This is a genomic window from Streptomyces sp. NPDC096152, from assembly GCF_044763235.1.
Taxonomy (GTDB): Bacteria; Actinomycetota; Actinomycetes; order Streptomycetales; family Streptomycetaceae; genus Streptomyces.
The window spans coordinates 255,544-280,838 of sequence record NZ_JBIWFW010000007.1 but is presented as its reverse complement, the minus strand read 5'-3'; the positions used below and the strand labels follow the sequence as shown (position 1 = coordinate 280,838).

Annotated in this window: 19 protein-coding genes and 5 pseudogenes; 11 read left to right on the top strand and 13 right to left on the bottom strand. The window is 67.9% G+C overall.

What is annotated here, in order from left to right:
• Positions 1–30: 30 nt before the first annotated feature.
• Positions 31–738 carry a DUF6924 domain-containing protein gene (locus ACIQ9G_RS24590; protein WP_403613213.1) on the top strand — a complete coding sequence of 236 codons (708 nt, stop codon included), beginning with the start codon at positions 31–33 and terminating at the stop codon, positions 736–738.
• A 28-nt stretch (positions 739–766) separates the two neighbouring features.
• Here the strand turns inward: ACIQ9G_RS24590 and ACIQ9G_RS24585 are convergent.
• Positions 767–1,621 (bottom strand): annotated as a pseudogene (locus ACIQ9G_RS24585) (tyrosine-type recombinase/integrase); the annotation flags it as partial.
• Here ACIQ9G_RS24585 and ACIQ9G_RS24580 point away from each other — a divergent pair.
• Together ACIQ9G_RS24580 and ACIQ9G_RS24575 are read left to right on the top strand one after the other, a co-directional pair.
• Positions 1,621–1,824, top strand: a pseudogene (locus ACIQ9G_RS24580) (NUDIX hydrolase); the annotation flags it as partial. The pseudogenes ACIQ9G_RS24585 and ACIQ9G_RS24580 sit on opposite strands and share 1 nt — an antisense overlap.
• Positions 1,825–2,505: 681 nt before the next feature.
• Complete coding sequence (locus ACIQ9G_RS24575) at positions 2,506–3,699, top strand: alcohol dehydrogenase catalytic domain-containing protein (protein ID WP_403613211.1); 1,194 nt, start codon at positions 2,506–2,508, stop codon at positions 3,697–3,699.
• A gap of 715 nt (positions 3,700–4,414) precedes the next feature.
• On the opposite strand, the pseudogene ACIQ9G_RS24570 reads toward ACIQ9G_RS24575, so the two are convergent.
• From ACIQ9G_RS24570 to ACIQ9G_RS24550, 5 genes and pseudogenes are all read right to left on the bottom strand, one after another.
• A pseudogene (locus tag ACIQ9G_RS24570) lies at positions 4,415–4,751 on the bottom strand (TraR/DksA family transcriptional regulator).
• 110 nt (positions 4,752–4,861) lie between these two features.
• Positions 4,862–5,932, bottom strand: coding sequence for an NADH:flavin oxidoreductase/NADH oxidase (locus tag ACIQ9G_RS24565; protein WP_403613209.1), 1,071 nt, complete (start codon positions 5,930–5,932; stop codon positions 4,862–4,864).
• Between the two features lie 197 nt (positions 5,933–6,129).
• A pseudogene (locus tag ACIQ9G_RS24560) lies at positions 6,130–6,306 on the bottom strand (site-specific integrase); the annotation flags it as partial.
• A 255-nt stretch (positions 6,307–6,561) separates the two neighbouring features.
• On the bottom strand, positions 6,562–8,412 hold the full coding sequence (locus ACIQ9G_RS24555; protein ID WP_403613207.1) for a hypothetical protein: 1,851 nt from the start codon (positions 8,410–8,412) through the stop codon (positions 6,562–6,564).
• Between the two features lie 299 nt (positions 8,413–8,711).
• Positions 8,712–9,185: a hypothetical protein gene (locus ACIQ9G_RS24550; RefSeq protein ID WP_403613204.1), complete on the bottom strand. Its 474-nt coding sequence runs from the start codon at positions 9,183–9,185 to the stop codon at positions 8,712–8,714.
• A gap of 873 nt (positions 9,186–10,058) precedes the next feature.
• Between ACIQ9G_RS24550 and ACIQ9G_RS24545 the strand changes: the two genes are divergently transcribed.
• The gene (locus ACIQ9G_RS24545; RefSeq protein ID WP_403613201.1) at positions 10,059–10,310 is read left to right on the top strand and encodes a hypothetical protein; all 252 of its coding nucleotides are present in this window, start codon (positions 10,059–10,061) and stop codon (positions 10,308–10,310) included.
• A 372-nt stretch (positions 10,311–10,682) separates the two neighbouring features.
• Here ACIQ9G_RS24545 and ACIQ9G_RS24540 read toward each other — a convergent pair whose 3' ends face one another.
• The 3 genes from ACIQ9G_RS24540 to ACIQ9G_RS24530 all read right to left on the bottom strand — a co-directional run bounded on the left by ACIQ9G_RS24540 (position 10,683) and on the right by ACIQ9G_RS24530 (position 13,391).
• Entirely contained in the window at positions 10,683–11,588 is a 906-nt protein-coding gene (locus tag ACIQ9G_RS24540; RefSeq protein ID WP_403613198.1) for a hypothetical protein, read from the bottom strand.
• A 579-nt stretch (positions 11,589–12,167) separates the two neighbouring features.
• Positions 12,168–12,704 (bottom strand): hypothetical protein, encoded by a 537-nt coding sequence (locus tag ACIQ9G_RS24535; protein WP_403613196.1) that lies wholly within the window; start codon positions 12,702–12,704, stop codon positions 12,168–12,170.
• A 63-nt stretch (positions 12,705–12,767) separates the two neighbouring features.
• Positions 12,768–13,391: a hypothetical protein gene (locus ACIQ9G_RS24530; protein ID WP_403613193.1), complete on the bottom strand. Its 624-nt coding sequence runs from the start codon at positions 13,389–13,391 to the stop codon at positions 12,768–12,770.
• Positions 13,392–14,676: 1,285 nt separating this feature from the next.
• Here ACIQ9G_RS24530 and ACIQ9G_RS24525 point away from each other — a divergent pair.
• The 3 genes from ACIQ9G_RS24525 (at position 14,677) to ACIQ9G_RS24515 (ending at position 16,869) form a co-directional block, all read left to right on the top strand.
• Positions 14,677–15,582, top strand: a complete 906-nt coding sequence (locus ACIQ9G_RS24525) for a hypothetical protein (RefSeq protein ID WP_403613190.1) — start codon at positions 14,677–14,679, stop codon at positions 15,580–15,582.
• 103 nt (positions 15,583–15,685) lie between these two features.
• Positions 15,686–16,306, top strand: coding sequence for a hypothetical protein (locus tag ACIQ9G_RS24520; protein ID WP_403613188.1), 621 nt, complete (start codon positions 15,686–15,688; stop codon positions 16,304–16,306).
• A 347-nt stretch (positions 16,307–16,653) separates the two neighbouring features.
• The gene (locus ACIQ9G_RS24515; RefSeq protein WP_403613186.1) at positions 16,654–16,869 is read left to right on the top strand and encodes a DUF6199 family natural product biosynthesis protein; all 216 of its coding nucleotides are present in this window, start codon (positions 16,654–16,656) and stop codon (positions 16,867–16,869) included.
• 168 nt (positions 16,870–17,037) lie between these two features.
• On the opposite strand, the gene ACIQ9G_RS24510 is transcribed toward ACIQ9G_RS24515, so the two are convergent.
• On the bottom strand, positions 17,038–17,850 hold the full coding sequence (locus ACIQ9G_RS24510; RefSeq protein ID WP_403613183.1) for a hypothetical protein: 813 nt from the start codon (positions 17,848–17,850) through the stop codon (positions 17,038–17,040).
• A gap of 175 nt (positions 17,851–18,025) precedes the next feature.
• Here ACIQ9G_RS24510 and ACIQ9G_RS24505 point away from each other — a divergent pair, with 175 nt between their 5' ends.
• The 4 genes from ACIQ9G_RS24505 to ACIQ9G_RS24490 all read left to right on the top strand — a co-directional run bounded on the left by ACIQ9G_RS24505 (position 18,026) and on the right by ACIQ9G_RS24490 (position 20,625).
• Positions 18,026–18,469, top strand: coding sequence for a DUF5959 family protein (locus ACIQ9G_RS24505; protein ID WP_403613180.1), 444 nt, complete (start codon positions 18,026–18,028; stop codon positions 18,467–18,469).
• On the top strand, positions 18,466–18,654 hold the full coding sequence (locus ACIQ9G_RS24500) for a hypothetical protein (protein ID WP_403613177.1): 189 nt from the start codon (positions 18,466–18,468) through the stop codon (positions 18,652–18,654). Before ACIQ9G_RS24505 ends, ACIQ9G_RS24500 begins: the two co-directional genes overlap by 4 nt.
• A gap of 141 nt (positions 18,655–18,795) precedes the next feature.
• A complete protein-coding gene (locus ACIQ9G_RS24495) occupies positions 18,796–20,235 on the top strand; it encodes a protein kinase (RefSeq protein WP_403613174.1) in 1,440 nt (479 codons plus the stop codon).
• 165 nt (positions 20,236–20,400) lie between these two features.
• Entirely contained in the window at positions 20,401–20,625 is a 225-nt protein-coding gene (locus ACIQ9G_RS24490; protein ID WP_403613172.1) for a cold-shock protein, read from the top strand.
• Between the two features lie 424 nt (positions 20,626–21,049).
• Here the strand turns inward: ACIQ9G_RS24490 and ACIQ9G_RS24485 are convergent, their stop codons facing one another.
• The 3 genes and pseudogenes from ACIQ9G_RS24485 to ACIQ9G_RS24475 form a co-directional block, all read right to left on the bottom strand.
• Positions 21,050–22,810: a M28 family peptidase gene (locus tag ACIQ9G_RS24485; RefSeq protein WP_403613169.1), complete on the bottom strand. Its 1,761-nt coding sequence runs from the start codon at positions 22,808–22,810 to the stop codon at positions 21,050–21,052.
• A 74-nt stretch (positions 22,811–22,884) separates the two neighbouring features.
• Positions 22,885–23,166 (bottom strand): hypothetical protein, encoded by a 282-nt coding sequence (locus ACIQ9G_RS24480; RefSeq protein WP_403613166.1) that lies wholly within the window; start codon positions 23,164–23,166, stop codon positions 22,885–22,887.
• Positions 23,167–23,335: 169 nt separating this feature from the next.
• Positions 23,336–25,216 (bottom strand): annotated as a pseudogene (locus ACIQ9G_RS24475) (M4 family metallopeptidase); the annotation flags it as partial.
• Positions 25,217–25,295: the final 79 nt, after the last annotated feature.

The window sequence follows — 25,295 nt, the reverse complement described above, 5'->3', positions numbered from 1 at the left end:
CCATCGTCCGAGGGCGTTAGCCCTCGGACGATGCTGCCGAGACCATGTGATCGACCTGATAAGGATGAGGCTAGGTACCAAAGTCTCGGGACCACTCGGGGCGTCGGCCTCGACGACCGATGTACCACGCCCGCCGACTTGCCTGACCCATTGAGCGTGTCACTCAGCCGTGCTCGTGAGTGGCCCCGTCATCACCCTCAGGGATGTCGCATGCTGCCAGTGCCCGACCACGAAGGCCCGTTCGTCCTCCGTACCTACTTCGGTGACCAGTCTGCTTGGGAAGCGCTCCAGTCAGCGGTCCACGGAGCAGATCCCGATGGCGGAAGTGGTTATGTCGGCTTCGTTGACGACCTGGCGTATCGCGACCTCACAGCGGAGCAGTTTGCGGAGCTGATGCCCCAGGGCGATAACGACCCCACATTTCTGCTGCTGGCAGACGAACGGGCCGTGATGGACAAGGAGTACCCGATCCTCGTCCTCGACCTCTACGAAGAAGGGCGGGGTCGGTCGCGCCCGAGAGGTATCGCGTCAAGTTGGCGCGTCGGGTGGAACGCTATGAACGCGAAGGACGCTGAACGCGCACGCCTCTGCGGAGGATGCGCGTGCCACAGCCGTGCCAGATGCGGGGGTCAGCCACGGTCAACCAGGGTGGCTGACGGCCGCACTCGTGCCCGCTGGCTCAGCCAGCAAAGCCGCAGGTCAAAAGGCCACCTACCGATCTTGGTAGGTGGCCTTTGACATCCAGGTCTGACATCAACGAGGACGGTCACTGACGACCGGGGCGCCTCCGCAGCAGGCGGTCCATGTGGCTCATGGCCTCGCGTTGGGTGTCCTGGACGACGTGAGTGTAGACGTCCATGGTGATGCTGATCTGGGAGTGCCCGAGGATCTCCACCACGACGCGGGGCGCGACTCCGGCCGCTGCGAGGAGGGTCGCGGTGCCGTGCCGGGCATCGTGCAGCCGGATGACGCGGAGGCCGGCGGACTGGGCGATGCGGGTGAAGGAGCGGTAGACGTTCCGCGGCTCGACCGGGCGACCAGTGCGGGTGGTGAAGACGTAGGCCGACTCTTGCCACCCCTCCCCCGCCTTGGCACGTGCAACTGCCTGCTTCATGCGGTGCCAGCGCAGAGGCGCGATGCAGAGCGCGGGTAGCGGGACGACACGGCGACGGCGGCTTTTCGGGTCGTCGTCGTACAGGACGCCCCGTCGACGCTGTGTCTGCTGGCGGACGTACAGGACCCGGTTTTCGAGGTCGAGGTCCGACCAACGCAGACCGACGATCTCACCCCGGCGAAGACCCATGCCGATGGCGAGCACGAAGGCCGCGTAGAGCGGGTCCTTGCGCGAGGCGGCCAGGAAGTCGAGCGTCTCGTCCAGGGTCCAAGGCCTCAGCTCCCGGTTGTCGGTTCGAGGAGGCTCGACGAGCTTGGCGACGTTGCGCGTGATCAGTTCCTCTCGGCACGCGGAGGACAGCGCCGAACGCAGAACGCGGTGTGATTCCTTGGCCGTTGCGGCGGTGGTCTCCTGTTCCAGGCGCATGAGGAACCGTCGTACGTCGGGAACGCTGAGGGATTCGAGCCGCTTGGCCCCGAGCAGCGGGACCAGATAGAGCCGGACGTGCCCTGGTGTTCCGGTGCCGGCCTGTAGGCGGCCACGCGCAACTCTCCGACGAATCAACCGCAGTTGAATGGCTCACCCCGACCGAGGCCATCGCCACGATGAGCGAGGTCTACGCGATCCGCGTCCAGGACGCCTTGCACGACGAGGCGCCCCCTGTCCGGAGCCACGATGGCCGCAGACTAACGCCACCGGTAGGCAGCTGAACCGCCAAGCTGCCTAGAGCTGTTACATGTTTCTCTACCTCATCAAGCCCCGGCTGCGCTCCGCTCCGCCGGGCGCGCTACCGGCTCCGCTCGGGGCGCCGCTCCTGCCTTCGGCCCGCTCCGCCCCGGCTGCGCCTCCGCGCGCCCACAGGTGGATAGGGCCGATGGCCATGAGTCGATCACCGCATAGGGCAGGCCGCCGGTCAAGGCGGTGCCTCCGGCGGGGGATCGGCCGGCACCGGGATGGAGGGGGCACCGTTCCCGACTGCGGGACCGTAGTGGCGTGCGCGGCTGGGGTGGGTGGTGGCTGAGGGTGGATGGTTCGTAACGCGTCGCTTCTGAAGCCATTGCAGATCTTGCCAAAGGCGTCAGGTCCGCTCGCGAGCACCCATCACCCGGATTCGGCCTGGACGGGCGAGGGCTCCTGGGGAGCGGGCGCTGCTGCGTCGGTCATCCCTCAAAGCCAACAACGCGCGGACCTGCCCAGATGGAGATGACGTGCATGGCCGGGAGCGTGGCACGCAGCGTTAGTGCGATGGCACGCGGACATAGAGGGTCCGATCCCGGCGTGCGTACGTTGGGTGGCGGCCCTAGGTTGGGAAAGTCGAGGTCGCAAAGCCACCGAAATGACCGCCGGCACTTCCACGGCCGAGTCGCCCTGGATCAGCAGAGGAGATCGTCATGGCAGGCAGCAACCGCGCCGTCGTCTTCCAGAACCCGAAAGACATGCGCGTCGAGTCTCTCGACTTCCCGAAGCTTCAGATGCCGAACGGGAAAAAGGCCCCGCATGGCGTCATCCTCAGAATCGTCGCCACCAACATCTGCGGTAGCGACCTGCACATCTACCGCGGGTCCTTCCCGGTGCCCCAGGGCATGGTGATGGGGCACGAGATGACCGGGGAGGTCATCGAGGTCGGCCCCGACGTCGAGTTCCTCGGTGAAGGCGACCTCGTCTCCGTCCCGTTCAACGTCGCCTGCGGCCGATGCCGCAACTGCAAGGCGCGCCGGACCGAGGTCTGCGAGACCACGAACCCCAAGGTGTCCTGCGGAGCGTACGGCTTCAACCTGGGCGACTGGACCGGCGGCCAGGCCGAGTACCTGTTCGTCCCGTACGCCGACTTCCAGCTCCTGCGCTTCCCGGACAGGGACCAGGCCATGGCGAAGATCCGTGACCTGGCGCTGCTCTCGGACATCCTGCCCACCGCGTTCCACGGTCTCATGGAGGCCGGTGCCAAGCCGGGCTCGACCGTGTACATCGCCGGCGCCGGCCCGGTCGGCCGCTGCGGCGCAGCAGCGGCGCGCCTCCTCGGGGCGTCCTGCATCATCGTCGGCGACCACAACAAGGACCGCCTGGAGCTGGTGAAGAAGAACGGCTGCGAGACGATCGACCTGAGCCAGGACGCAGCGCTCACCGACCAGATCGAGGCCATCCTGGGCGAACCCATGGTCGACTGCGCAGTCGACTACGTCGGCACCGAGGCGCACGGCATCGGCCCCGAGGCCGAGGACATGGACCCGGCCTACGCGATCAACCAGGTGATCGACGCCACCCGCGCGGGCGGAGCCACCGGCGTCATCGGCGTCTACGGCCCAGACCCGCTCGCGAAGTCGAAGGCCGAGCAAGAGGGAACGTACCCGATCGACTTCGGCAAGGCCTGGATCAAGTCGCCGCGGATCACCGCCGGGCAGGCACCGATCATGCACTACAACCGCGAGCTGATGATGGCGATCCTGTGGGACCGCATGCCCTACTTGAGCGCCATGCTCAACACGAAGGTGATCAGCCTCGACGACGCCCCCGAGGCCTACGCGACCTTCGACACGGGAGTGGCCGAGAAGTTCATCATCAACCCCCACGGCCTCATTCCCGCCTGAGGCCCGCCCTCCCCGGCCCCGCAGTCCCCGTTCGGGGAGGCTGCGGGCCGGACTCCTGCCTTGCCGACGCATCGGTCGGCGAAAGGCCCGAGAAGATCCCTGCGGCGTAGGCGGGACAGGACGCCGTGAGCCTCGGGCAGATCGGCGCGGAGCGGTCAAGAGGAGAGCATGACCGTGGCTCAGGACGGCTTGGCGCTGCCGCGCCTGACGTCCTTCTCCACCCGTCACGCCCCGCGGGGCGACGGGGTCGACTACTGGCGTCAGGCCAGGCGGGAAGCCTACGTGTCGGTCAGGACGGACCCAGTCGGCAGCTCATTCGGAGGCGAGATCAGGCTGGGCCAGGACGCGGATTTCCGTCTGTCCACCAAGCGGGCCCGACCGGAGGAGGTCCGGCGCTCGGCCGCGACGTCGCGCAGGGCCGGGAGGACGAGGAGTACCTGTACCTCGCGTTCCAGCTAAGAAGACATCTCATTTGGCGAGTTGCGGTAGCAGATGAGGGTGCGGTGCAGGCGATGCTCGTGTAAGCGAGGAGGTGGTCGGCCTTGCGTTCGGAGCGGCGGTGCGGTCGGCGGTATCCGATGAGCCAGGCCGTGTCTTCTCCTGATCAAGCCGGGTGAAGGTCAGATGGTGAACGGCCGCCGACGGAGGAACTCGGCATCTACCCGCACGCCGAGTTGGGGCAGGACGACATGTCGCGTCCTCAACTGTGCACCCTTCAACGAGCTACGGACGCGCAGCGCACGCAGGTTTTCGCCGCCGGGCGAACTTCGAGGCGCTCCGTCGGGATCGGCTCACCGCATTGCTCGCAGCGCCCTGAGTCGCCTCTCTCCAACCGTTCCAGGACGCGATCGAGATCGTTCAGATGCTCGCGCGCCTGGGACAGCAGGGCGGCGACGTGCGCCCGCTCGAAGGCCGTGCTCGCCCCCTCCGGGTCGTGCTCGTCGTCAATGGCCACCAGTGCGTTCGCCTCGACGATCCCCTTCGAACTCACGGCTAAGGGCGGATATCTGCTGCAGCGTGCCGACACGGTCGGCCGCGAGCAGCGCCCGCATCGACTCTCCCTTGGGCCGCGGGAAAAGCAACATTGATGCATTGATCGCCCATACCGGAGGAAACCTCATTGTCTTGTGCCGAATTCCCGGGTGCTCGGGCGGCGACGGCCTCAGCGATGACGTGGGCGGCCACGCTGGTACTGCTTCGGCCACGGGACGTCGTCACCGAGCACGTGGGCCGCGCGGAGCGGCCAGGTCGGGTTGCGCAGCAGTTCGCGCGCGAGCATGATCGCGTCGGCCGAGCGGTCCACGAGGATCTGGTCGGCCTGTTCCGGTGCGGTGATCAGGCCGACCGCGGAGACGGGCAGGGCCGCGCCCTCGCGGACGGTTCGGGCGAAGGGCACCTGGTAGCCGGGCTCCACTTCGATACGGGCGTTGTGGACGAGCCCGCCGCTGGTGATGTCCACCAGATCGACGCCGTGGGCCACCAGGTGCCGCGACAGCTCGACCGTCTCTTCCGGGGTCCAGCCGCCGTCGGCCCAGTCCGTGGCCGAGAAGCGTACGAACAGCGGGCGGTCCGCCGGCCACTGCGCCCGTACGGCGTCGGTGACCTGGACCAGGAAACGGCTGCGCCCGTCGAGATCGCCTCCGTACTCGTCGCTGCGGTGGTTGGACAGCGGTGACAGGAACTGGTGCAGCAGATAGCCGTGCGCGGCGTGGATCTCCAGGACCTCGAAGCCGGCGGACAGCGCCCGCGCGGCGGCCTCGCCGAAGGCCCGGACCAGAGCGCGGATGTCGTCCGCGCCGAGCTCCCGCGGGGCCGGCCAGTCGCCGAATGGCAGCGGTGACGGTGCGACCGTCTGCCATCCTCCGGCCTCCGGTTCGACGTACACGTCACCCTCCCAGGGCGGTGCCGTCGACGCCTTGCGGCCGGCATGGGAGATCTGGATGCCGGCAATGGCTCCCTGCCCGTGGACGAAGTCGGTAATCCGCTTGTACGCGGCGGCCTGCCCGTCATCCCAGATGCCGGCGTCGGAAGGGGTGATCCGGCCCTCAGGTTCCACTGCCGTGGCCTCCTGCATGACCAGGCCGGACCCGCCGCGTGCCAGGGAGCCGAGATGGACCAGATGCCAGTCCTGCGGATAGCCGTCGACCGAGCTGTACTGGCACATGGGGGCCACCCAGGCCCGGTTTGGGAAGGTCGTGCCGCGGAGGGTGAGCGGCGAGAAGAGACGGCTCATCGGAGGCCTCGCAGGAGGGATGTGGGACGCCGGGTGCCCCGCAGCCGTCGAGCCGTGACGACCTGGGTTCCTGCGGGGCGCCCCGCAGGGTGGGTGCACCCCCGAGTACCCCGGCCGCTCGTGGCACACACCACCGGCCAGGCGTGCTCACCCGCGCAGATGTCCGGGCACGTGGCGGTCCCGGGCCGTGGTCGCGTGAGCAGCTGGTAGCGCGGCGCGATGGAGTCGGCGAGGGCGAAGACCTCAGCAACCGTGAGGACCGGACGCTCAGGCACGTCGTACCGGTCCGCGCCCTTGATGCGGCACGGGTTGCGCCGGATCAGCTCGTCGTCCACGGCCGTGTTCATCAGGGCGCGCAGCAGCTGGTACGCCTTGTGCCCGACGCGCCGGAAGCTTACGGGGCCGTGATCACTCGCGCCAAAGCAGCTCCGTAAGTTGGAGGCGGCCCGGGAGGGCCGGATGTGGCTTCGTGGCTGACTTTCGTCGGCTGAGGCACAGACAATCTCCGGGACGAGATGCCGCCCTCATGGGTGGGGGGGTGGCCGCACCCTTGACTCGGTCATTGAAACTCCAGGCCAAAATCGCTCCGCCGACCTGGCACGCCCGACAGCGGTATTGCTGGGCCGTTGTCATCTGGGCTGCGTGCTGGTCTGGGCGGGGCAGGCGGTTGAGCTGGTCGTTGCTGGGCGTGCGGGTACCGGGGTCAGGGGTGTGCAGACGGGTGTGGCGGCTCCGATGAGTTCGACCAGGCCGGTGCCACCGGTGGGTGGGACGAATTTGGACCAGTTGTTGGCCAGCCAGACGTTGCCGGACTGGTCGACCTGGATGGCGGTGAGGTGCTGGATGGAGTTGCTGCGGTAGCCGTGGGGCGGCGTCAGCAGGGAGCCGGTGGAGGAGCCGGTCGGGCAGGCGCTGGTGTTCACGCCGCACAGGACGGAGACGGAGGGGGCGCCGAAGCCGGCGATCCATATGCGGTCGGATCCGTCGATGGCCAGGGACCAGGGTGCGATCGTGGTCGGCAGTTTGTACTCGCCTGTGATCTTTCCGCTCGGCCCGATTTTGGTGACCGAGTTGCTGACGAAGCTGGGCACCCAGACGTTGTTCTTGGAGTCGACGGCGAGTGCGAGGGGCCAGTCGAGTGAGTTGTCCTTGATGGGGGAGAACGAGGTCGGCTTGAAGTCGGGGCCAATCACGGTGACGCTCCCGCCGACGTGGCCCTTGGGTACGCGCGTGTCAAGGAGTTTTGCCCCGTTGAGGCGGGCGTTGCTGACCCAGGCCCGGCCGTAGCCGTCGATCTGGATGGAGAACGGGTGGTCGAGGCCGCCGCCCTTGATGGTGATCGCCTTTGAGGGGTCACCGTGTGGGTAGACGCTCACGCTTCCCTGGCCGCGATTGCCTTTCAGGCCGTAGAAGTTGGCGATCCAGATGTTGCCCTTCTGGTCGACGGCGGTGCCCTGGGGGTGGGTCAGGTCGCCGTTCTTGAATCCTGTGCCGGGCGACAACGGCTTTCCGGCCGACGAGTACTTCGACATGGCATCGCCGCCGTAGCTGGGCACCCATACGGAGCCATCGTGGTCGATGGCGATGCCCCAGGCGCCTGCCTTCATGCCGCCGCCGCTGATGGGGCTGTTCAGGGTGGGGTTGCCCACCGGGTCCTGCACGGTGACGTAGGGGCTGGGGTTTCGCGTTCCGGGCAGCCAGTTGTTGGAGGCCCAGATGTTGCCCTTGGCGTCGATGGCCATCCGGCCGGGGGCGTAGACGTCGGGGGCGGTGTAGTGCAGGGCCAGGACCCAGGCTTCCGGGGGCGCGGTGAGCGCGGGGGTGTAGGTATGTGCCCGGCCTGCCAGGGCGTAGAGCTTGCCGGTGGCCAGTCTCGGGTTGTGGGTGAGGTTGAGCACGGCTTGTGCCGTGTCGGCGGGAGTGGTCCCGTGCTGCGGTGCTGCCAGGCGCAGCATGTCCTGGCATCGCCCGGTGTCCGCTCCCGGCGCACAGAGGGAGACGAGGTTGGCCAGGGTGCCGAGGGTGGCCAGAGTGTCGTTCTTGGTGCCGTTGTTCTGGTCGGTGACGACCTTGCCGGGCCTTCCTGAGGCCGGGTTGGCGAGGTTGTAGGACCTGGCTGCGGCGTTCTCCAGGCCGGGGCTAGGCCCAGTGATGCCGCGCTGGTCGGTGAACTGAGCCAGTGCGTAGGTGGCGGCGACGGTGGTGAATTCGTTGACCGTGACAGCGGATTCGAAGCGCTGCGGCACACCACCGTCGGGGCCGACTCCCACGACGGTGCGCAGACGCAACAACCGGTCGCCAGCGGGTGCGGCTTCGACGTACAGCACCGAGCCCGTGCGCTGGCTGGGCCGGATCTGGAAGGTTCCGTTGGCGTCGGTGGTGGCGTGTCCCAGTTCCCGCGTGCCTTGCCGGTCTCCGGCGAAGAGCGTGACGTCGGCGTGGGACAGCGGCTTTCCAGCGCTGGTGGCTGTGCCGTGCAACGGGGCCGGCGTGCCGGGAGGCGTGGTTGCGGGGAGCCCCGTCAGGGCCAGTGCCATGGTGGCCGATGCGGCCAAAGCGGTGCCTGGAAGGTGTCGGCGGGGCTTGGCTTTCCCAACGCTGCGACGAACGCGGAGTGCTGATCTGCGGGGATGAATGGTCGGGGGAAGCAAGGTCGGGGCCTTTCGTCATGTCGGCTCGTGTCAGAGCCTCCGCTCACAGGCGGGGTCCAACCCATCAACCGAATGTCGCGACTTCCCGGAGAGACCGCTCACGGTAGCGGCCCTCGTTACGTTCGTGATCACAGCGCCCCGGTTTCGGCGCGATCGGTTCCGTTGCTGCTGTTCGGGTCGCGCAGCGTGAACCATCCGATCTTGCGGCTGGACAGCCAGATCAGGCCCAAGTACAGGTGTGGGTCGACCTGGCGGAGCTCATCGCGCACGCCCCCGAACACCAGCGACGTGTTGGAGTAGTCGATGACGATGCACTCCTGTTCGTCCAGACGGCTGGGGCCCGGCCCGACCATGGCAACGATGGACAGCATGTCCAGCGGGAAGAGTCGATTGCTGAGGTAGCCGTCGGGGCTGAAGACTTTGCCCCGCCACAAGAACAGATGCACCAGGCGGGCGAGCAACCGTGCCCCCGAAAGCCCCGCCCCAGGCAAGATCGCTAGACCTTCCATCGGGCCTTTGGGGATCTCACCAGCAGGAATCTTGCGAAAGAGCTCCTCAAGCTGCTTGTCGTCGGTCTTGAGGAGCTCAGTGTCGGTTGGCATCACGATCTTCCTTCTCGCCGTCAGTCCCGCCCTGCCTCTGCTCCACGCCTCTGGAGACAGCCCGAATTGAAAGACGGGGTGCCGTTTTGCACAGGCCTGTGGAATTCGGGTCGCTGCCCGGAAACGCCTGTGGCCCCGGACTGATCGAGTAGAGGCTCCCAGGCATCGCGACGCCAGCCCACAGTGCGGGGTGCCGAGCAAGGGAGCGGCGGGCTACTTCCAAGGGCGACTAGTCCGGCGCTGCGACCAAATTTGGCTTGCAATCCGCCACTTTCTCCATTTTGAACCCCATCTAGGCGGCTCACAACCGCTGGCGAACTGCTGCCGTGCCGCACTGGTGCGCGGCGCGTGCCCCCTGCATCGTGGTCTGCCTGCCCCGATTCCTGGCACCAACAGCCACGGACAGCGGCGATGGGCGCTGGGCCTCTGCGGGCCATCGGCCGGCGGCTCCGGCCGTTTGACCGACACCCGAGACGTCCCGTGATCGACCTGATAAGGATGCGGCCGGAAGTAGTACCGCAGGGGAATACTCCGCGAGCCCCCTTTCCCTGACTGGAAGGGGGCTCGTTGACGTTCGGTGACGCGTGCGTCCATGGGGCCGCCGCTGTGGGGGCGCGGTTCACGGCTGGCGCATCGGGCCCAGACTCGCGTTCCTCGTTTTGACTGCCCGGCGATCCGGTCGTAGGTTTGAGACAAAAGCCACTTATGCCGGTTTCTTACCGCAAGTGGTGACCCGCCGCGTGCGGCGGGTGGGCGCCGGAGCTACGCGCCAGCTCCGAGCGCGGGCGGGCGGCCCGTGGAGGCCGCCGGGAAAACCAGACACCCTCCGGAGAGGGGCGCATCATGCGCGCGCACACCACCCGTATGAAGAGAATGGCCATCGCAATCTGCTCGGCGCCGATCCTGGCCATCGCGGCCGGCGCTGGAGCCGCCCACGCGGCCGCCACCACCACTGCCCCGCAGAACGTCGTCTCCTACCACCAAGGTGGCTGGGGCTGGGGCTGGGGAGACGATGGCTGGGGCTGGGGCGGCGGCTGGGGCTGGGGCTGGGGCTGGGGCGGCGGCTGGGGCTGGGGCTGGGGCGACGGCGGCGGCTGGGGGTGGGGCGGCGGTGGCTGGGACTGAACCTCCGCAGTGAGCCACATCCCCTGACAAGGACAAGCGAAGGGTGGATCCGGGTGCTCGACCCCACGGGCACCCGCATCCATGTGCCGGCCCGCAAACGGGAGGGACGGGCTGGGGGCGCTCCTGAGACGTCCGTTTCTGTGCCGATGTATTCGCACCTGGCACACTGCCCGCTGGTCAGTCCCCGCCCAGGTTGCTTCGGGACGAAGAGGTCGTGCCAGACGCATGCCAGGTATGTGCGGAACCAGGGGGCGCGGGAGTCTCTAGTGGGCCATCAGGTCGTTCTCAACGGCGGGAGCCAGCCGGGCGAGCCAGCGCTGTGTCTCGACCGGTTCGAGAATCCGGTCGAGGCGGAGGACCGGCATCATGTGCTCAAACACTCGACCCACGCCCAGGCCCTTCCGGGCTGATGTAGGCGCCCTGGCCGTCGAAGAGGCGGAAGCAGCGGATCGCCGGGTCGTCGGGGCCGAGGTGGGGGTCGCCGCTGGTGGCCGCCTCGACCCAGGACCGCGCGGGGCGGTCCCCAGCGACCAGGTCTTGTCCGGGATCCCCCACGAGGCGATCCGCCAGGAGGATGTGCAACTGGCCGTTGTCCCCGACGCCACTCATCGTGAGGGCGTATCCGCGGTGTGTGCGAGGGTCGATGACGACCAGCGGCTCGTCGTCAAGGACGGCAGCCAGCGCGCCGACCCAAGCAGCTCGCTGGGACCGGTGGGCGACCGCGGCAGCGTGCTCACGCAACTCGGCTTTGACGTCGTCGGCGACGGCCGCGCGGAAATCTGCGTCCGCCAGGACGGTGATCAGAGCTTTGAGCCAGTGCTCCATGTCGAACCAGGACATGGCGATCCGGGTCATGGTGTTCTTGTCGACGCCCCGGCGCCACCGGACCAGTCCGGTCAGCCTCCGCACCAGTAGGTGGGTGCTGGCGCTCACCGGTTCGGGCAGCGGTCGGCCGCGTGCTGCCTTGTCCCAGAATTCCGGCACCACCTCGTTGAGCATCATGGCCTCCGAGGCGCGCCGCGGCAGCACGTCGACGAGAGCCATGGGGGACGCACCCCACTCGACGCAGGCGCCCGCCAGAACCGCGGTTATGGCGAAGTCCCCACTCAGACCCGGCAGCAAAGGCGCGAGAGCTTCTACTGCGGCCGTCAGGCTCTCGGGGCCTCCCGCCCGCGCGGTATCCGCAAGCCGCTTCATCGCGGTTCGGTAGGCGGGAGCGGAGCCGGACTTCATCTGTGTGACGAGTTCATCGACCAGACGCTGTATCTCCGAGGGCACGTGGGGACGTTAGCAGGGGTGATCGTCCGTCCAGAGCCTTCACCTTGACCAGCCAAGTGACAGACAAGGTGGAGCCGGGCAGACCTCCGCGGTGACATCCATGGCTGACTGTGAGGATGTCGGTGGTGCCGCCCGAGGCGGTCTGACCCGCCGACAGCCTCCGGCGGCCCCGCACGACAGGCTCAGTCAGGTGTACAGCCTCCTCACCCAAGGCCTGATCGAACTCCTAAGGCGATGGTCACACCTACCTGCGACGCCGGACGTACCAACCCACAACCAGCACGACCACAAGCGACAGCACGAACGCCCAAACGGCCGTTGCTGCGTCGTAGGACCGGTACACGATGGCCAGCATGCAGAGACGGATACCCGGCATGCGGCGTGGCAGCCCTGCACCGCAAGCGCACCAGAACGAGCGGGGAAAAGCGGGGAGTCACGGTGAAAGTGACCAGCTCGATCGGGCCGCGCCACGGAGGCACGAGCGAGGCCGCGTCATGCCGGACGCTACCCGGCGTGTGGCTTCCGGTGCGGCAGGCCAGACTTCTGTAGGTGATCATTCGTAGGGCACGTGATGTCTGACTATCCGAGACTGGCGGCGAGTTCTCCGTTCTCAGCCTGCTTGGCACTCAGTTGTACGGTTCCGCGGTGGGAAACTTCCACTTTGTAGAACTTCTCCCCCATGGGCACATCGGGCACGGCGATTTTGAAGGTGCAGGTCACGCCCATTTCATCCGACTTGGACTTGCCCAGGCTGCTGGTGGCGATGACATCGCCCTTGGCGCCGTACACGGTGACGCTGGTGCCCTCTGCGATGTCGTCGTAGCCGCTATCTGCGCTACCCCGACAACTGTCGTCGTCAGGGTCCGTATACACCGAATCTGTGAGGGCGAAGTTGCCCTTAAGCGTGAACGTGGCAGGCTTGCTCGGGCCGCTGTTCGAGGTGACGGCCCAAGCGCCGCCGACGACGGCAGCGCCGACGGTGAGGCCGAGGACACCAGCCACAAGTGGGCTGAGCCGTCTCTTCGCCGGCTCAGTCGTGGGTACGACGAGGGGTTCGGCCGGGGAACCGGCGGGGAGCAGCGGGGTGGTCGGCTGCGGCGGAAGCTGGTCGGTCATGGTCCCCCCAGGGATGCGGAGTGGGTATGGCCCCGCCTCCACGGATCGGCGGGGCCGGCAGCGTCAGTAGTTGGCGTTGGCGATCAGGTCGCCGTCCTTGCCGTAGATGCTTACGAGTCCGTTCTTCGACTCGTAGCAGGACGTGAACGCGGACGCGATCAGCTTCGCGTCGCCCGCGTTGCTGCTCATGAAACCGCCGGTGTAGTCGGTCCACACCTCAGCCGCGTCGAGGACGTCATTGCGCTTGTCGGTGCCGGTCACCTTGGTGACGTGCTTAACCGCGGCCTTTTCTGTGGGCGTGCCGGACTTGGCCACGCACGCCTGGAACTGCTCGGCCTGCGACTTGGTCCCCTGGGCCGGCTCCTCCTTGGCGGGCGCCTTCTGGGACTGATCGACCTTCGGCTCACCGCTGGCCGCGGAGACGGCCTTGTCCTTCTTGCTGCTGTCGGTGGAGTCGCTGCCGCCGCTCGCGACCGCGCCGATGATGCCGATCAAGAGGAATAGGGCCACGATGCCGAGGCATCCGAACCCGATGATCTTCCCGGCGCCAGACTTCCTCGGGGGTTGCGGCGGCGGTCCCCACTGGGGCGGAGCGGCAGGCCCGGCCCATTCGGCCGGCGTCTGGCCGGGCTGCTGCTGGCCGTTCCACCCCGGCTGAGGCGGCTGCTGCGGGTACTGCTGGGTCATGGTCCCCCCTGGGGATCGAGCGTGTATTGCGCGTGTATGACTCGTGAAGGACTAGTGTGGTTGCATGCTCAATCTAATTTTTTTGCATACGGGTCGGGCCTTGCCTACGGGAGATTCCGGCGGGGCCCGGATCTACGTGTGGCAAGGGGTCTGACAGTCAGGTCAAGGACAGCGCAATCAGCCCAAGTCGCTTCGGAACGAAGGGGTCGCGTCCCCAGACTGGCCACAGCCGATGGTGGAGCCCGAGCCGTCCCCAGGCCGTCCGAGGTCACCCAGCGCTGACCAACAGCGACAGAGGCGCACGACATCTGAGCAGCTCAGAGCCGTGGGCTTCGTCAGTCCCGCTGCTCGGCGGGACCCGCGATCAGTAGACCCAGTTCAGCGGCATAGCCTCATGACGGTGTCGTCAAAGTCGGGAAACTCCTGTGCGGCCTGCGCGATGGTCGCCGGTGCCGACGCTTGGGCGGCCCGGGACCCAGTGCCGCGCGATGGCCGCCAGCTGCGCATTCCGGCCCACCGCGCACACCTGCACGACCGTCCGCCCAGCCTTGGGTTCCACCTGCAACGAGATGGAAATCGCAGCCACGAAGTGACGACCTGTCACTACTCGTGACCATCAGTCGCCATCATGGTCAGGCCGCACAGCGTGCCGCGCGCCACAGCCATGCCAGATGCAGGGGTCAACAACGGTCAACGAGGGTGACTAGCGGCGCATCCATGCCCGCTAGCCCAGCCGGCTAAGCCGCAAGACGCGTGCAGGCACGGGCCGTGAACCTCGAGCCACTGTGGCCACGCGTGGGCTCACGACCTCGACGCTCGACGCCAGGAGGACGCAGCCAGAGTCAGGCAGGTCGAGGCGCGGTCCGAAGTGTCACCTCAAGCCCTGGACACCTACTGGTCAGCGACTTGATCATGTACATCCCAGAGTGATAGACACTTCCTGTTCACGACACCTCCACCAATCGTTCACAAGAGCAGGGCAGGGGCAGCACTGCTGTCCGGTCAGCGCGGGAGTAACGCTGACCGGTGCACCGTCCTCAACGACGGTCATCGAAGAAAAGGCGTCTTCTCATCTCGGGACGCGGGCACGTGCCGATGAGCCGCCGCATGACGCCACGGCCCCCACCACCGGTGACGGCACGTCAGTCCCTGTCACGACACGGTGGGGTCATCCATGGAGCCCCTGCCGTTTCCCTGTGACGCCTTCATTTCTGGTTGTCGAACCACCGGACCGGCTGAGATCTCAGCCCTCAACCTTCGAGAGTTCCCACGGAGAGGAAATCCTGTGATCTTCGGTTGCGAGCACGACAGACCGCGCGACAGTTGCGTCATCTGTGCGACGAACGACAACACGGCGGCGGTGAACGACGCCGCCCGCGCGGCGGACCACAACGCGCAGCTGATGCAACAGGCGCTGAGCGAGCAGCAGGGCGAACTACAGCGGATGCGGCAGGACATCCGGACGGCCGCCGACCAGCAGCGCCGGATGGCGGAGCAGCAATACGAACTGAACATGACCACGCACTGGGAAGCGCACCTGACCAGGGAGGCGACGTCGCAGGGCCTGGACCCGGCCACGGTCGTGCGTGAGGCGAGGGCCCGGGAGCAGCGAGAGATCGCCGCTGCGGAGGGCGTGCTGGGCGTGGCCAAGGCGGAGTACGACGCGGCTCGGGTACTGCGCGACGGCGTGTCCGTCGGTGTGCTCTCCGGCCCTGTCGCCGCACTGGTCCGGATCTTCTGGGTAGTGATGAGCACAGTGCTCCTGAACCTGGGGACCAACCCCCTCGGCGAGCTTTTGGCCGTCCTCGTCGGCTCGGCGGCGGGCGTCGCGTTCATCTCCCGCAGGCGTGCCGACATGGAGGAAGTCACCCGCGTGCTGGGCATGCCCCTTCCCGCGCCTGCCTGGAGCATGGCCGGAGCGGCGGCGACCGGTGTCGCTTGGTGCTCGGTGTTCGCCGCCGGAACCACCGAGGACTGCGTCAGCCTGGCCCTCCTCAACTGCATCTTCTACGTCCCGATCACCTTCGCGGTGCGGGCGTCCGTCAAGAAGAAGAGCCCCGCGGTCGCCGCGGCCGACCTGCGGCTCGGGAACGCCGCCCGTGAGGTGATCGAGTGCCAGGACCAGCTGGCCCTGGTCAAGCGGCACCCAGCCGTGAAGTACGGCCTGGTCGCTCCCGTCGCCCAGGTCTGAGGTCTGAGGTCTGAGCGGCAAAGGCCCACTGGCGGGGACCTCCCCACCCGGCCGGTGATCCGACCGGCAATATCACCACCCCACCCGGGAAAGGGAATCAACCATGGGAAGTCTCTTCGACTGGGGCAAGCGGAACCAGGCTTCGGCCGCTCCCGCACCGCCCCTGCGGCCGCCGGTCCCGGCCGCACCCCCCGCCGCCACAGGCAAGACCGCCCTGATGACGCAGGTGAGCCACGAGTGCACGGACGTGATCGACCAGCTCTCCAAGGCCGCCGAACTCACCCGCGGATGCACTTCCTACGCGACGGAAGCCCTCATCAGCGTGGCCGACACCTTCGGTCCGCAGTCGATTTTCTACAGTCTGGGCATGGCCTTCAGGGCCGCGACGCAGATCACCCACGAGTACTGCGAGCGGAGTGTGGCCCTGGCGCGGGAAATTCTTCCCGAACTGAACTCGGACCGCTTGAACCAACTGCTCCGCTCGTTCGCCGAAACGTCGCAGAGGATAACGGACGTCTCCCGCGAGGCGGCGGCGATGTCGAAGCGCTACTACGACCAGTACCAAATCGAGGTGGCGGCGGAGCGCCAGGAATACATGGCGCAGATGTCGGCGTGCTTCGCCGAGATGGTGCGAGGGGAGTACACGAACTCGGCTCTCCTCTACAAGTCCTGCGCCGAAGGGGTTCTAGCCCTGAGATCCACCGTGGTCGAATGGGGCTTCTGACTCCTTGGCTCCTTCCCGGACCGGTAACCGCGCCGGTGCTCCCCCCTCGCCGGCCACCGGCGCCGCCGCAGCCCTTGGCGGAACGACCGTGGAGGCGGGTCCAGGCCGACTGAAGGACCTGACGGCCGAAGCCCGCCAGCAGACGCCAGAGTTGCCCATCAACTCGTAGGCACTGACGGCAGGTGCTGACGGCAACAAGGGCATACGACGGGGCACGAGGGCAGCAGTCAGCGGCCTGGGCTCGGCCATGGGAGGGGCCCCTACTGCTGCCCTGCTTGTGCGCTTTGGGGATATGGGCGGTGCCAGCGCTGCCTCCGCTGGTGAGCGCACAGGGTGGGGAGAGACTGTTGATCGTCGTACTGCTGTGTGTCTTTATGGTTGTGGGCCTCATTCAGGTGATCAAGCCGCAGTTGCTGTGGAGAGTGAACCGGCCACTCCAGCGGCCCTTCGTGAAGGACTACGACGCCACTGAGCCCACGAGGGCGGGGTACGCCATGACGCGCGTCGTGGGAGGGATCTTTCTGATTGTCGCGGTCTGGATGCTCGTTCGGCAGATCTCCTGACCGCTCTACGCCTGGGCGGACGCCGACCCCGGCCAAGGCCGAGCGTCGACCTCAGCCGGGGTCAGCCCACGGCTCAGGGAATGACGACCCTTTAAAGGGACCCCCCTGACCCATCGTTCCTGAGGTGGACACGGCTCGAGGTGTGGGGGATGTGGTGCGTCGAATGGCTCAATTTGCGGTCTCGTAGCGGGCGACGTTCTTCGAGACCGCTTTGAGCAACGGTTCCAAACGATCCGTCAGCTTCTGGTACTCGCTCGTCCGGCCGTCCGACCACTGGCCGAGTCCCGCCACCATGGCGCGGCCCTGCCCGGTGAAGGCCTGCACCATTCCGCTGTTGGCCGGCAGGGTCGGCAGGCCGGATCCGGGCGGTGGAGCTTGCGCGGCCACTTCGTAGTCGTTGAAGTTCATGGACAGTTGGGTCACCAGCTTTACCGTCTCCTGGGGATCCTTCATTGTGAAGATGGCCAGGTTGAACTGGTTGTTGTGCATGTCCTTGTACAGGGCGATCTCCTCGCCGAGACACCCTCTGCCGGCGGCGATCTCTGCGGCCAGTGCCGACCCGACCGAGTCGGGCTCGGTGCAGGACTTCAGCGCGGCCCAGCCCAGCCTGGTGAAGGTGCCACCGTTACCGTCCGCCACATGGACCGGAAACGCTGCGGCCAGGGGGATTATTGGCCGCTCTGCCGCACGAGCGGTCGTCGCTGAGGCTCGCGGTGTGGGTGCGGTCGTTGTCGTCGCGGGTGCGGCAGCTTCGCGTTCGGGCGGTGACGAGGTCGTGTAACTCACAGCAAGGAGGGCCGCCGTGACCACGGTGGCCGCCGCTATGGCCAGCGCGGTATTCCGGGGCCACGCACGCTTGCGGGCGGGAACCGGGCCTTCCTTGATGCCGGCCCACTGCGCGAAGTCGTCGTTGCGCACCGCGTTCCACTGGTCGCCGTCGGGTCTGTGGTGAGTCGGAAGTGGATTCTCGTTGCTAGACACAGTGAGACCGTATTGATCAGGGCTCTTCCGAGGTGCGTACAACTGGGTCACAGCATGATCACTATTCAGGTGAGCGTTCAGACGGCGGCTCTTCGGACGAGCGCGACAGGCATCGTCAGTGGTGGTGTCTAGAGTGCGCAGCATCAGCGCTGGATCGAACGCTCAGGGGTGGGACATGAAGGAGCCCGAGCGGTTCGTACTGCTGCGGATCACTGGTAAGTACGGCGGCAGTGTCGTAGTCGAGCTGAATGATTCCTACGCCCCGGGCATCCCGGACGTGAAGGGACAGCTCCTGGTCCACAACGACTTCGTGGCCGGTGTCCTCGACACCTATGTCGATCCAAGAGACCTGGCCGGCTGGGCACACGTGCTGGATGAGGTCGCCGCGGGGCATGACGCCGTCTGGCGTGAGGCTGCGCGAGTCGCCGAGATCGGCATCCGCCTGAACTGGCGGGAGGACGACCAGGACGGGATCACCGTCACCATCGCAGACCAGCAGACCACCAGGCTGGCCCTTTCCCTCGAAGTGGACCGCGGCTGGATCGACGAGCAGCGTGCCCTGCTCGAAAGGCTCCGTGCCGTCTGGGCGCACTTGATCCCGGCGGAGCGGGGATCGTGAGCAGGAGACGCCACGTGGCCAGGGGCGTGCCTGGTGGCTACCGGATCTGGGACAACCGAGGACGCCGGTGGTGGGGCGATCCGTACGAACTGTGCCCTGACGATCTCCTGACGGAGCTCAACGGCCGGGCGGAACACGAACGGATCACCGCGCTGATGAAGCGTTACAGAGCGCAGAAGCGGTAGGCGCAGCACAGCCGCAGATGACGAGCGTGCACCACAAGCGCACCAGTCGGGTAGGAGCCGCAGATCTCGGGTACCCGCGGTAACAACATTTGCCGTACGGCAACCATGCCGCCACGCCCTGGGAGAAAAATGACAGCCCCTGTGGACACCCGGATCCCTGATCCCTCGCAGGCTTCCAGGCTCGGAGGACGGTACGAGCTGGGTGAGCATCTGGGGACCGGCGGTGCCGCGGACGTCTATCGTGGCACGGACCTGCGGCTTGGTCGTCCGGTGGCGGTCAAGGTCTTCCGGGCGGGGAGCGGCACGGGGCTGAAGGACCGGTTCGAGGACGAAGCCCTCATACTGGCCCGCCTGCAACATCCGGGACTGGTCACCGTCTTCGACGTCGGCCGCCACGACGGGCAGGCCTTTCTCGTCATGCAACTGGTCGAGGGCAGCACCCTGCGCAGGCGCATCACCGATACGACGATGGTCGTTCCCGCGCTGGTCGAGCTCGGGATCCGGCTGGCCGAGGCCCTCGGGCACGTACACCGGGCGGGAATCCTGCACCGTGACGTCAAGCCGTCCAACATCCTGCTGGACGCGCAGAACCGGCCCTACCTCACCGACTTCGGCCTCTCACGGGCGATTGACGCCACTGCGTCCACGCAGGCCGGCGCCCTCGTGGGAACCGCCGCATATCTGGCCCCCGAGCAGGTCACCGGCCGTCGCATCGAGGAGAAGGCCGACGTCTATGCTCTCGGTCTCGTACTACTGGAGTGCCTGACGGGTCGACTGGAGTACGAGGGCGCCCCGCTGGAGTCTGCGGTCGCCCGGCTGCACCGGGCGCCGCGGATACCCAGGCGGCTGCCGTCGGAACTGCGCGATCTCCTGCGCTCCATGACCGCGACCGAGGCAGCGGACCGGCCCGACGCGCAGACGTGCGCGGCAGTCCTGTCGAGGTTGCATCGGAGCGGGGAAGCCGCCGGCGCTTCGATGTCGGTAGGCGGACCACCTGACGGCATACAGCCCGGCACCGAGTGCGGCACCCGTCGCGAAGGGAGCCGATCGGCCTCCCGACGTCGCAGGAGGACGCTCGCCGCGGTCGGAGCGATTGCCGCCGCGACAGCGCTCGGGATGACGGTGCCGACTTGGGGCTCCGAGGCCCCTGCCGAGCGGGGGCCGTCCGCGAGCCGGTCCACCCCGCAGAAGGACTCGGCGTCCGCCGGAAGCAGGGAACACGAGGCTGGGAACAGCACTGCCACGCCTGCCCGTACGGGGCAGCGGGTGCCCACGGTTGCCGAAGCGGCCGAGGACTTGACTCCGATTTCGGCGACACCTGGCTCGGCTCGGTTCACGCGGTCAGAACCGGCCGGCAGCAGGGGCCATCATCACGCCGAAGAGGTTTCGGCCGCGCCCCTCCCAGCTCGGTTCCCGCGGTCGGTACCGGTCCGCGACAGGAGCCACCATCACGCCGAACGGGTGGCCGAGGGGCCGGGACAGGACTCCCGGTCCAGCGGCGAACACCTGACCAGGAGTGGGCCAGAGGCAGGGAAGGACGCGCCGGACCAGGGCGGAAGCCGAGGTGAACCGCACCGGTAGTTACCGGGGGAGGGGCGGGGAATCACGGTGAAGGCAGCCGCGCCCACGGGGTCACGACCCGACGCTCGACCCAGGTCGGCACCCCCGCCGGCCCCATATGATCGCAGCTTCCCAAGCTGAGGATCCCGGTACGCAGGCGCGACCGGGACCCGTAAGGTTCCCCGCATGGTGACTGCGACCGTCCGTGAGTGGCGCGACGAGGAAGGCTGGGGCGTGCTCGACTCCCCCGAGACACCCGGCGGTTGTTGGGGCCACTACTCCCACATCCAGACGGAAGGATTCCGCACGCTGTCGCCGGGACAACGGGTAGACCTCCAGTGGGAAGCCCCCGGCTTCAAGCAAGACGGCTACGACTACCGGGCGGTGAACATCGTGCCTCGGCCGGCCTGACATACCGTCGACGGTCCGCGCCTGGTCCACTGGGTCGGCTCAGTCGCCCGAGTAGCCCCAGAAGTGGATCTCCTGCGGTGCACCCTCGTCGTCGTGGCCGCCGGAAGGAACTCCCGAAGCGGGTGTCGCGGGTTCGAAGCCTGCCGGAGGCACAAGGGAAGAGCCCCGGACCGATGATGGTCCGGGGCCTTCGACATCCACTTCCGACATCGACGCGCGTGGTCACTGACGACCAGGAGGCCTCCGCAGCAGCCGGTCCATGTGGCTCACGGCCGCGCGCTGCGTGTCCTGCACGACGTGCCCATTCGGTGGCGCTCATGTCCGAGTCGTACCGGGGGCTACGCGCGCCAAAGCACCCCAGTCCGAAGCCGTCTCGCCGACCTCGGGCCGAACCCACCGCCTCCCCCTCCGTCCTACCGTGTGCTCAGCTGGTCGTCAGGGTGGTGTCGTCGACGACGAAGCTGGTCTGGAGGCCGGCGTCCTCGGTGGCCGTGAAGGTCAGGGTGATCTGCCGGCCGAGGAACTGGCTCAGGTCCAGGGTGCGTTCGGTGTAACCCGTGGCGGCGTTGGCATTGGAGTACGTCTGCTTCGCGGTCCCGTTGACCTTGACCTGGAAGGTGTCGTACGCCGTCGAGCCCGACTCGTCGCTGTCGATGTGCAGCCAGTACCTCAGCGTCGCCTTGGTGCAGCCGGCCGGGATCGTCACCGTCTGGCTGACGGTGTCGGTCGCCGCGTAGCCGTAACCCGCCAGCCATGCGAACCGGGTGCCGGAATGCGCGGACTGGCCGCTGAACGAGCCGATGGCGCCGGTGTCACCGGTCCACGGCGAAGTACCGCTCTCGAAACCCCCGTTGGACACCACCTGCGAGGACGTACAACCACCCGCCCCGTTCACCGTCAGCGTGTACTGCGCGGTGTGGGTGGTGGTGCCGGTGCCGGTGAGGGTGAGGTTGTACGTGCTGGGCGGCACGGAGGAGCCGACGGAGATCGTCGCGGTGGACGAGGCGCCGGAGGTCACCGAGGCCGGGCTGAAGGAGACCGTGACACCCGAAGGGGCGCCCGAGGCGGACAGGTTCACCGTCTGCGCGGAGCCGCTGGTGGTGGCAGTGGAGACGGTGGTGGTCAGCGAGGCTCCCGGGTCGGTGCTGCCCGTGGCGGGGCTCGCCGAGATCGAGAAGTCGTTCGCCGGGACGGTGTCCGAGACCGCCTGCTGCCACAGTGTGTAGGCGACACCGTCGGCGCTGCGGTTCAGCCCGGTGGCGTTGATGTTGGTGGTGGTGTCGCAGGAGGAGTGGTAGCAGCTGTCGTACGCGGTACCTGCCGTGCCGCCCCACTTGGCCGCCTGCGCCGAGGTCTTGTGGGCGCTCGCGCCCATCGCGTAACCGGAGGTGGGGATGCCGTAGTTCTCGAAGGAGTAGTCGTCGGAGCGGCCCGCGCCCTCGGTGTTCTCCTCGGGCTGGAGGTTCAGCGAGTCCCAGTACGCCTTCATCGGCCCGGCGGCGGTGGAGGTGATGTGGTTGATGAAGTAGCCGCCGTTGGGCGAGGCGACCATGTCGAAGTTGTAGTACGCCTTGATCGCGGAGCGCTGGGTGGAGGTCAGCGAACGGACATAGAAGTCCGAGCCGTTGAGGCCCTGCTCCTCGTCCGTCCACCAGCCGAAGCGGACGCGCGCCGCCATCGTCGGGTTGGTCTCGGCGAGTTTCAGGGCGACCTCCAGGAGGGTCGCGCTGCCGGAGCCGTTGTCGTTGATGCCGGGCCCGGCGGACACGCTGTCCAGGTGCGAGCCGAACATGTACACCTTCGACGTGTCGCCGTGCGGCCACTCGGCGATCAGGTTGGGCCCGGCGCCGCTGGTGCAGCCGGAGGTGCAGGCCTGCTCGGTGACCGTGTAACCGGCCGCCTGGAGCTTGCCCTTCACATAGGCGACCGAGTCGAGGTAGCCCTGCCCGGTCGACCTGCGGGTGCCGCCGTTGCGGTTGGCTATGGCGTTCAGTTCGGCCAGGTCCGCCTGGACCTTGGTGACGTCGATGTCGGGCGCGGCCGCGGTCAGGGTGGCCGCGGCCGCCGCGGTGTGGACGTCCTCGGGGGCCGGCGCGGCAGTCGCGGGGAGCGCCGCCAGGCCCAGCGCGGCGGCGAGGGTGAGGCCGGTCAGGGTGAGGCCGGTCGGGAAGGTTCTTCGAAGCACGGTGGCTCCTTTGTGGGGTGTGGGGAAACGGGAGGCGGGGCCTGGGGTGCCCCGCCTCCCGGCCGATGCGAAGGTCAGCTCGTGGTGAGGGTGGTGTCGTCGACGACGAAGCTGGTCTGGAGGCCGGCGTCCTCGGTGGCCGTGAAGGTCAGGGTGATCTGCCGGCCGAGGAACTGGCTCAGGTCCAGGGTGCGTTCGGTGTAACCCGTGGCAGCGTCGGCATTGGAGTACGTCTGCTTCGCGGTCCCGTTGACCTTGACCTGGAAGGTGTCGTACGCCGTCGAGCCCGACTCGTCGCTGTCGATGTGCAGCCAGTACCTCAGCGTCGCCTTGGTGCAGCCGGCCGGGATCGTCACCGTCTGGCTGACGGTGTCGGTCGCCGCGTAGCCGTAACCCGCCAGCCATGCGAACCGGGTGCCGGAATGCGCGGACTGGCCGCTGAACGAGCCGATGGCGCCGGTGTCACCGGTCCACGGCGAAGTACCGCTCTCGAAACCCGTTGGACACCACCTGCGAGGACGTACAACCACCCGCCCCGTTCACCGTCAGCGTGTACTGCGCGGTGTGGTGGGCCACGCCGTCACCCTGCACCGTGATCGTGTAGGTGCCGGGGGCGGCCGAGGACGTCGTGGCGACCGTCATCGTCGAGCTGCCGCCCGAGGTGACCGAGGCGGGGCCGAAGGAGACCGTGACACCGGACGGGGCGCCGGTGGCGGTCAGGTCGACCGTCTGAGCGCTGCCGCTGGTGGTCGTGGTGCTGACCGTGGCGGTCACCGAGGCACCCGGGTCGACGCTGCCCGTGGCGGGGGCGACCGACATGGAGAAGTCCTGGCCCGGGGTGCCGGTGCAGGTGGGGTCGCCGGACTGCGCGGGAACGCTCACCGCGTCCCAGGCGGCCTTGGTCTTGTTGAACAGGCCGCAGGTGGCGTCGAGGTTCTTCGCGGCGGTCAGGGTCGCGGTGCGGTACTTCTTGTATGTCATACCGCTGGTCTTCAGCAGCATGCCGCCGTAGAACACCTTGCCGGCGCTCTGGACGCCCATGCCGGTGACCGCTGAGCTGTTGCAGGTCGGGCTGGACGGCTTGCCGCCCCCGGGGGCGGAGCCCTCGGCCATCAGGTAGAACCAGTGGTTCAGCGGACCGGCGGCCGCGTGCACCTCGGTGCTCGGGATGGCGGAGGAGTAGCAGTTCGGGTCGCCGAGCTGCGAGGGGTCGTACATGTTGCGGATCGGGCCCTGGCCGACGAGGTTGATCATCTCGCCGACGAGGTAGTCGCCCGGGGTGTCGTACGGGGAGGGCTCGTTGGCGTAGGCCTCGGTCAGCGCGCCGAAGATGTCGCCGGTGCCTTCGCCGAGGCCGTTCTCGTTGTTGGCCCCGCCGGGCGTGTACTGGTCGATGCCGTGGCCGAACTCGTGGGCCACGACGTCCATCGCGCCGATCCACTCGTTGGCGTCGTTGTGGCCGATGGAGATGCTGGAGCCGTCCCAGTAGGCGTTGACGTCGCCCAGGCCGACCTTGACCGGCCAGCTGCGGCCGTTGCCGTCATGGCCGTTGCGCCCAAGCCAGGTCTTGAGCATGTCCCACTCTTTCTGGGCCCCCCACATCGCGTCGACGCAGCCGGTCTCCTTGCTGGTCGGATTGCCCGTGCCCCAGGAGTCCGTGGACTTGGTCATGACGGTGCCCGTGCTGAAGTCGGCGCAGGTCAGACCGGGGCGGTTCGGGTCGCGCAGGGAGTACGAGCCGCCCGAGGCCGTGGTGTCGATGGACAGCGGGCCGGGTCCGTTCCACTTGCTGTTGCCGGTGCCGGCCGCCACGTCGTCGTGGGTGGCGAGGACCTTGCCGTTGACGGCGTCCACCCAGACGTGAAGGTGGCTCGGCGCCTTCTCGGTGGCGCCGGTCAGCACGGTCTCCCAGGCCAGGCGCGCCTTGTTGCCGGCCACACGGACGACGAGGCGGGGTGACTCGGCCTTCTCCACCGACTTCAGCCGCGTCCGGCTGGTCTTCGCGGCCGTCGCCTTGCTGACGCGGGCCTTGGTGGGGACCGCGATCTTCGCCTTGGTGGCCGAGGACGCGGCGCGTACCCGCCCGTTGCCGTCGGCGAGGACCACGGCGTCGCCGCCGACGACCGGCAGGCCGCGGTAGGTGCGCTCGTAGGCGATCGAGTAGAGGCCGTTGACCCAGGGCGTGACCTGCTTGCGGTCGTACCGCTCGGAGGGGCCCTTGGCGAGGGCGCCGAAGCCGCTGGTGGCCGCCTTGTCGGCGGCGGATGTCGCCCGGCTGCGCGGGCTGGGCGCGGGATCGGCCTTGGCCGCCGCGGGCGGGCCGGCCGCGGCCGCGGTGGCGGGCAGGGCCGCCACGCCGAGGGTCACCGCCAGCGCGACGCCGGCGATGGTGAGTCTTCTGTGCACCGTGGCTCCTAGTGGGGTTGGAATCCAGGTGGGCGGCTCCGCAGTGCTGTGAAAAGCATGCACATGTCAAGCAGGACTC

What these genes read in the sequence shown, in the direction of transcription:
- ACIQ9G_RS24535 (WP_403613196.1), bottom strand. Translation starts at nt 12,704, where the DNA reads ATGACCGACCAGCTTCCGCCGCAGCCGACCACCCCGCTGCTCCCCGCC.
- ACIQ9G_RS24550 (WP_403613204.1), bottom strand. Translation starts at nt 9,185, where the DNA reads ATGCCAACCGACACTGAGCTCCTCAAGACCGACGACAAGCAGCTTGAG.
- ACIQ9G_RS24565 (WP_403613209.1), bottom strand. Translation starts at nt 5,932, where the DNA reads ATGAGCCGTCTCTTCTCGCCGCTCACCCTCCGCGGCACGACCTTCCCA.
- ACIQ9G_RS24505 (WP_403613180.1), top strand. Translation starts at nt 18,026, where the DNA reads ATGAAGGAGCCCGAGCGGTTCGTACTGCTGCGGATCACTGGTAAGTAC.
- ACIQ9G_RS24545 (WP_403613201.1), top strand. Translation starts at nt 10,059, where the DNA reads ATGGCCATCGCAATCTGCTCGGCGCCGATCCTGGCCATCGCGGCCGGC.
- ACIQ9G_RS24575 (WP_403613211.1), top strand. Translation starts at nt 2,506, where the DNA reads ATGGCAGGCAGCAACCGCGCCGTCGTCTTCCAGAACCCGAAAGACATG.
- ACIQ9G_RS24590 (WP_403613213.1), top strand. Translation starts at nt 31, where the DNA reads ATGCTGCCGAGACCATGTGATCGACCTGATAAGGATGAGGCTAGGTAC.
- ACIQ9G_RS24530 (WP_403613193.1), bottom strand. Translation starts at nt 13,391, where the DNA reads ATGACCCAGCAGTACCCGCAGCAGCCGCCTCAGCCGGGGTGGAACGGC.
- ACIQ9G_RS24520 (WP_403613188.1), top strand. Translation starts at nt 15,686, where the DNA reads ATGGGAAGTCTCTTCGACTGGGGCAAGCGGAACCAGGCTTCGGCCGCT.
- ACIQ9G_RS24490 (WP_403613172.1), top strand. Translation starts at nt 20,401, where the DNA reads ATGGTGACTGCGACCGTCCGTGAGTGGCGCGACGAGGAAGGCTGGGGC.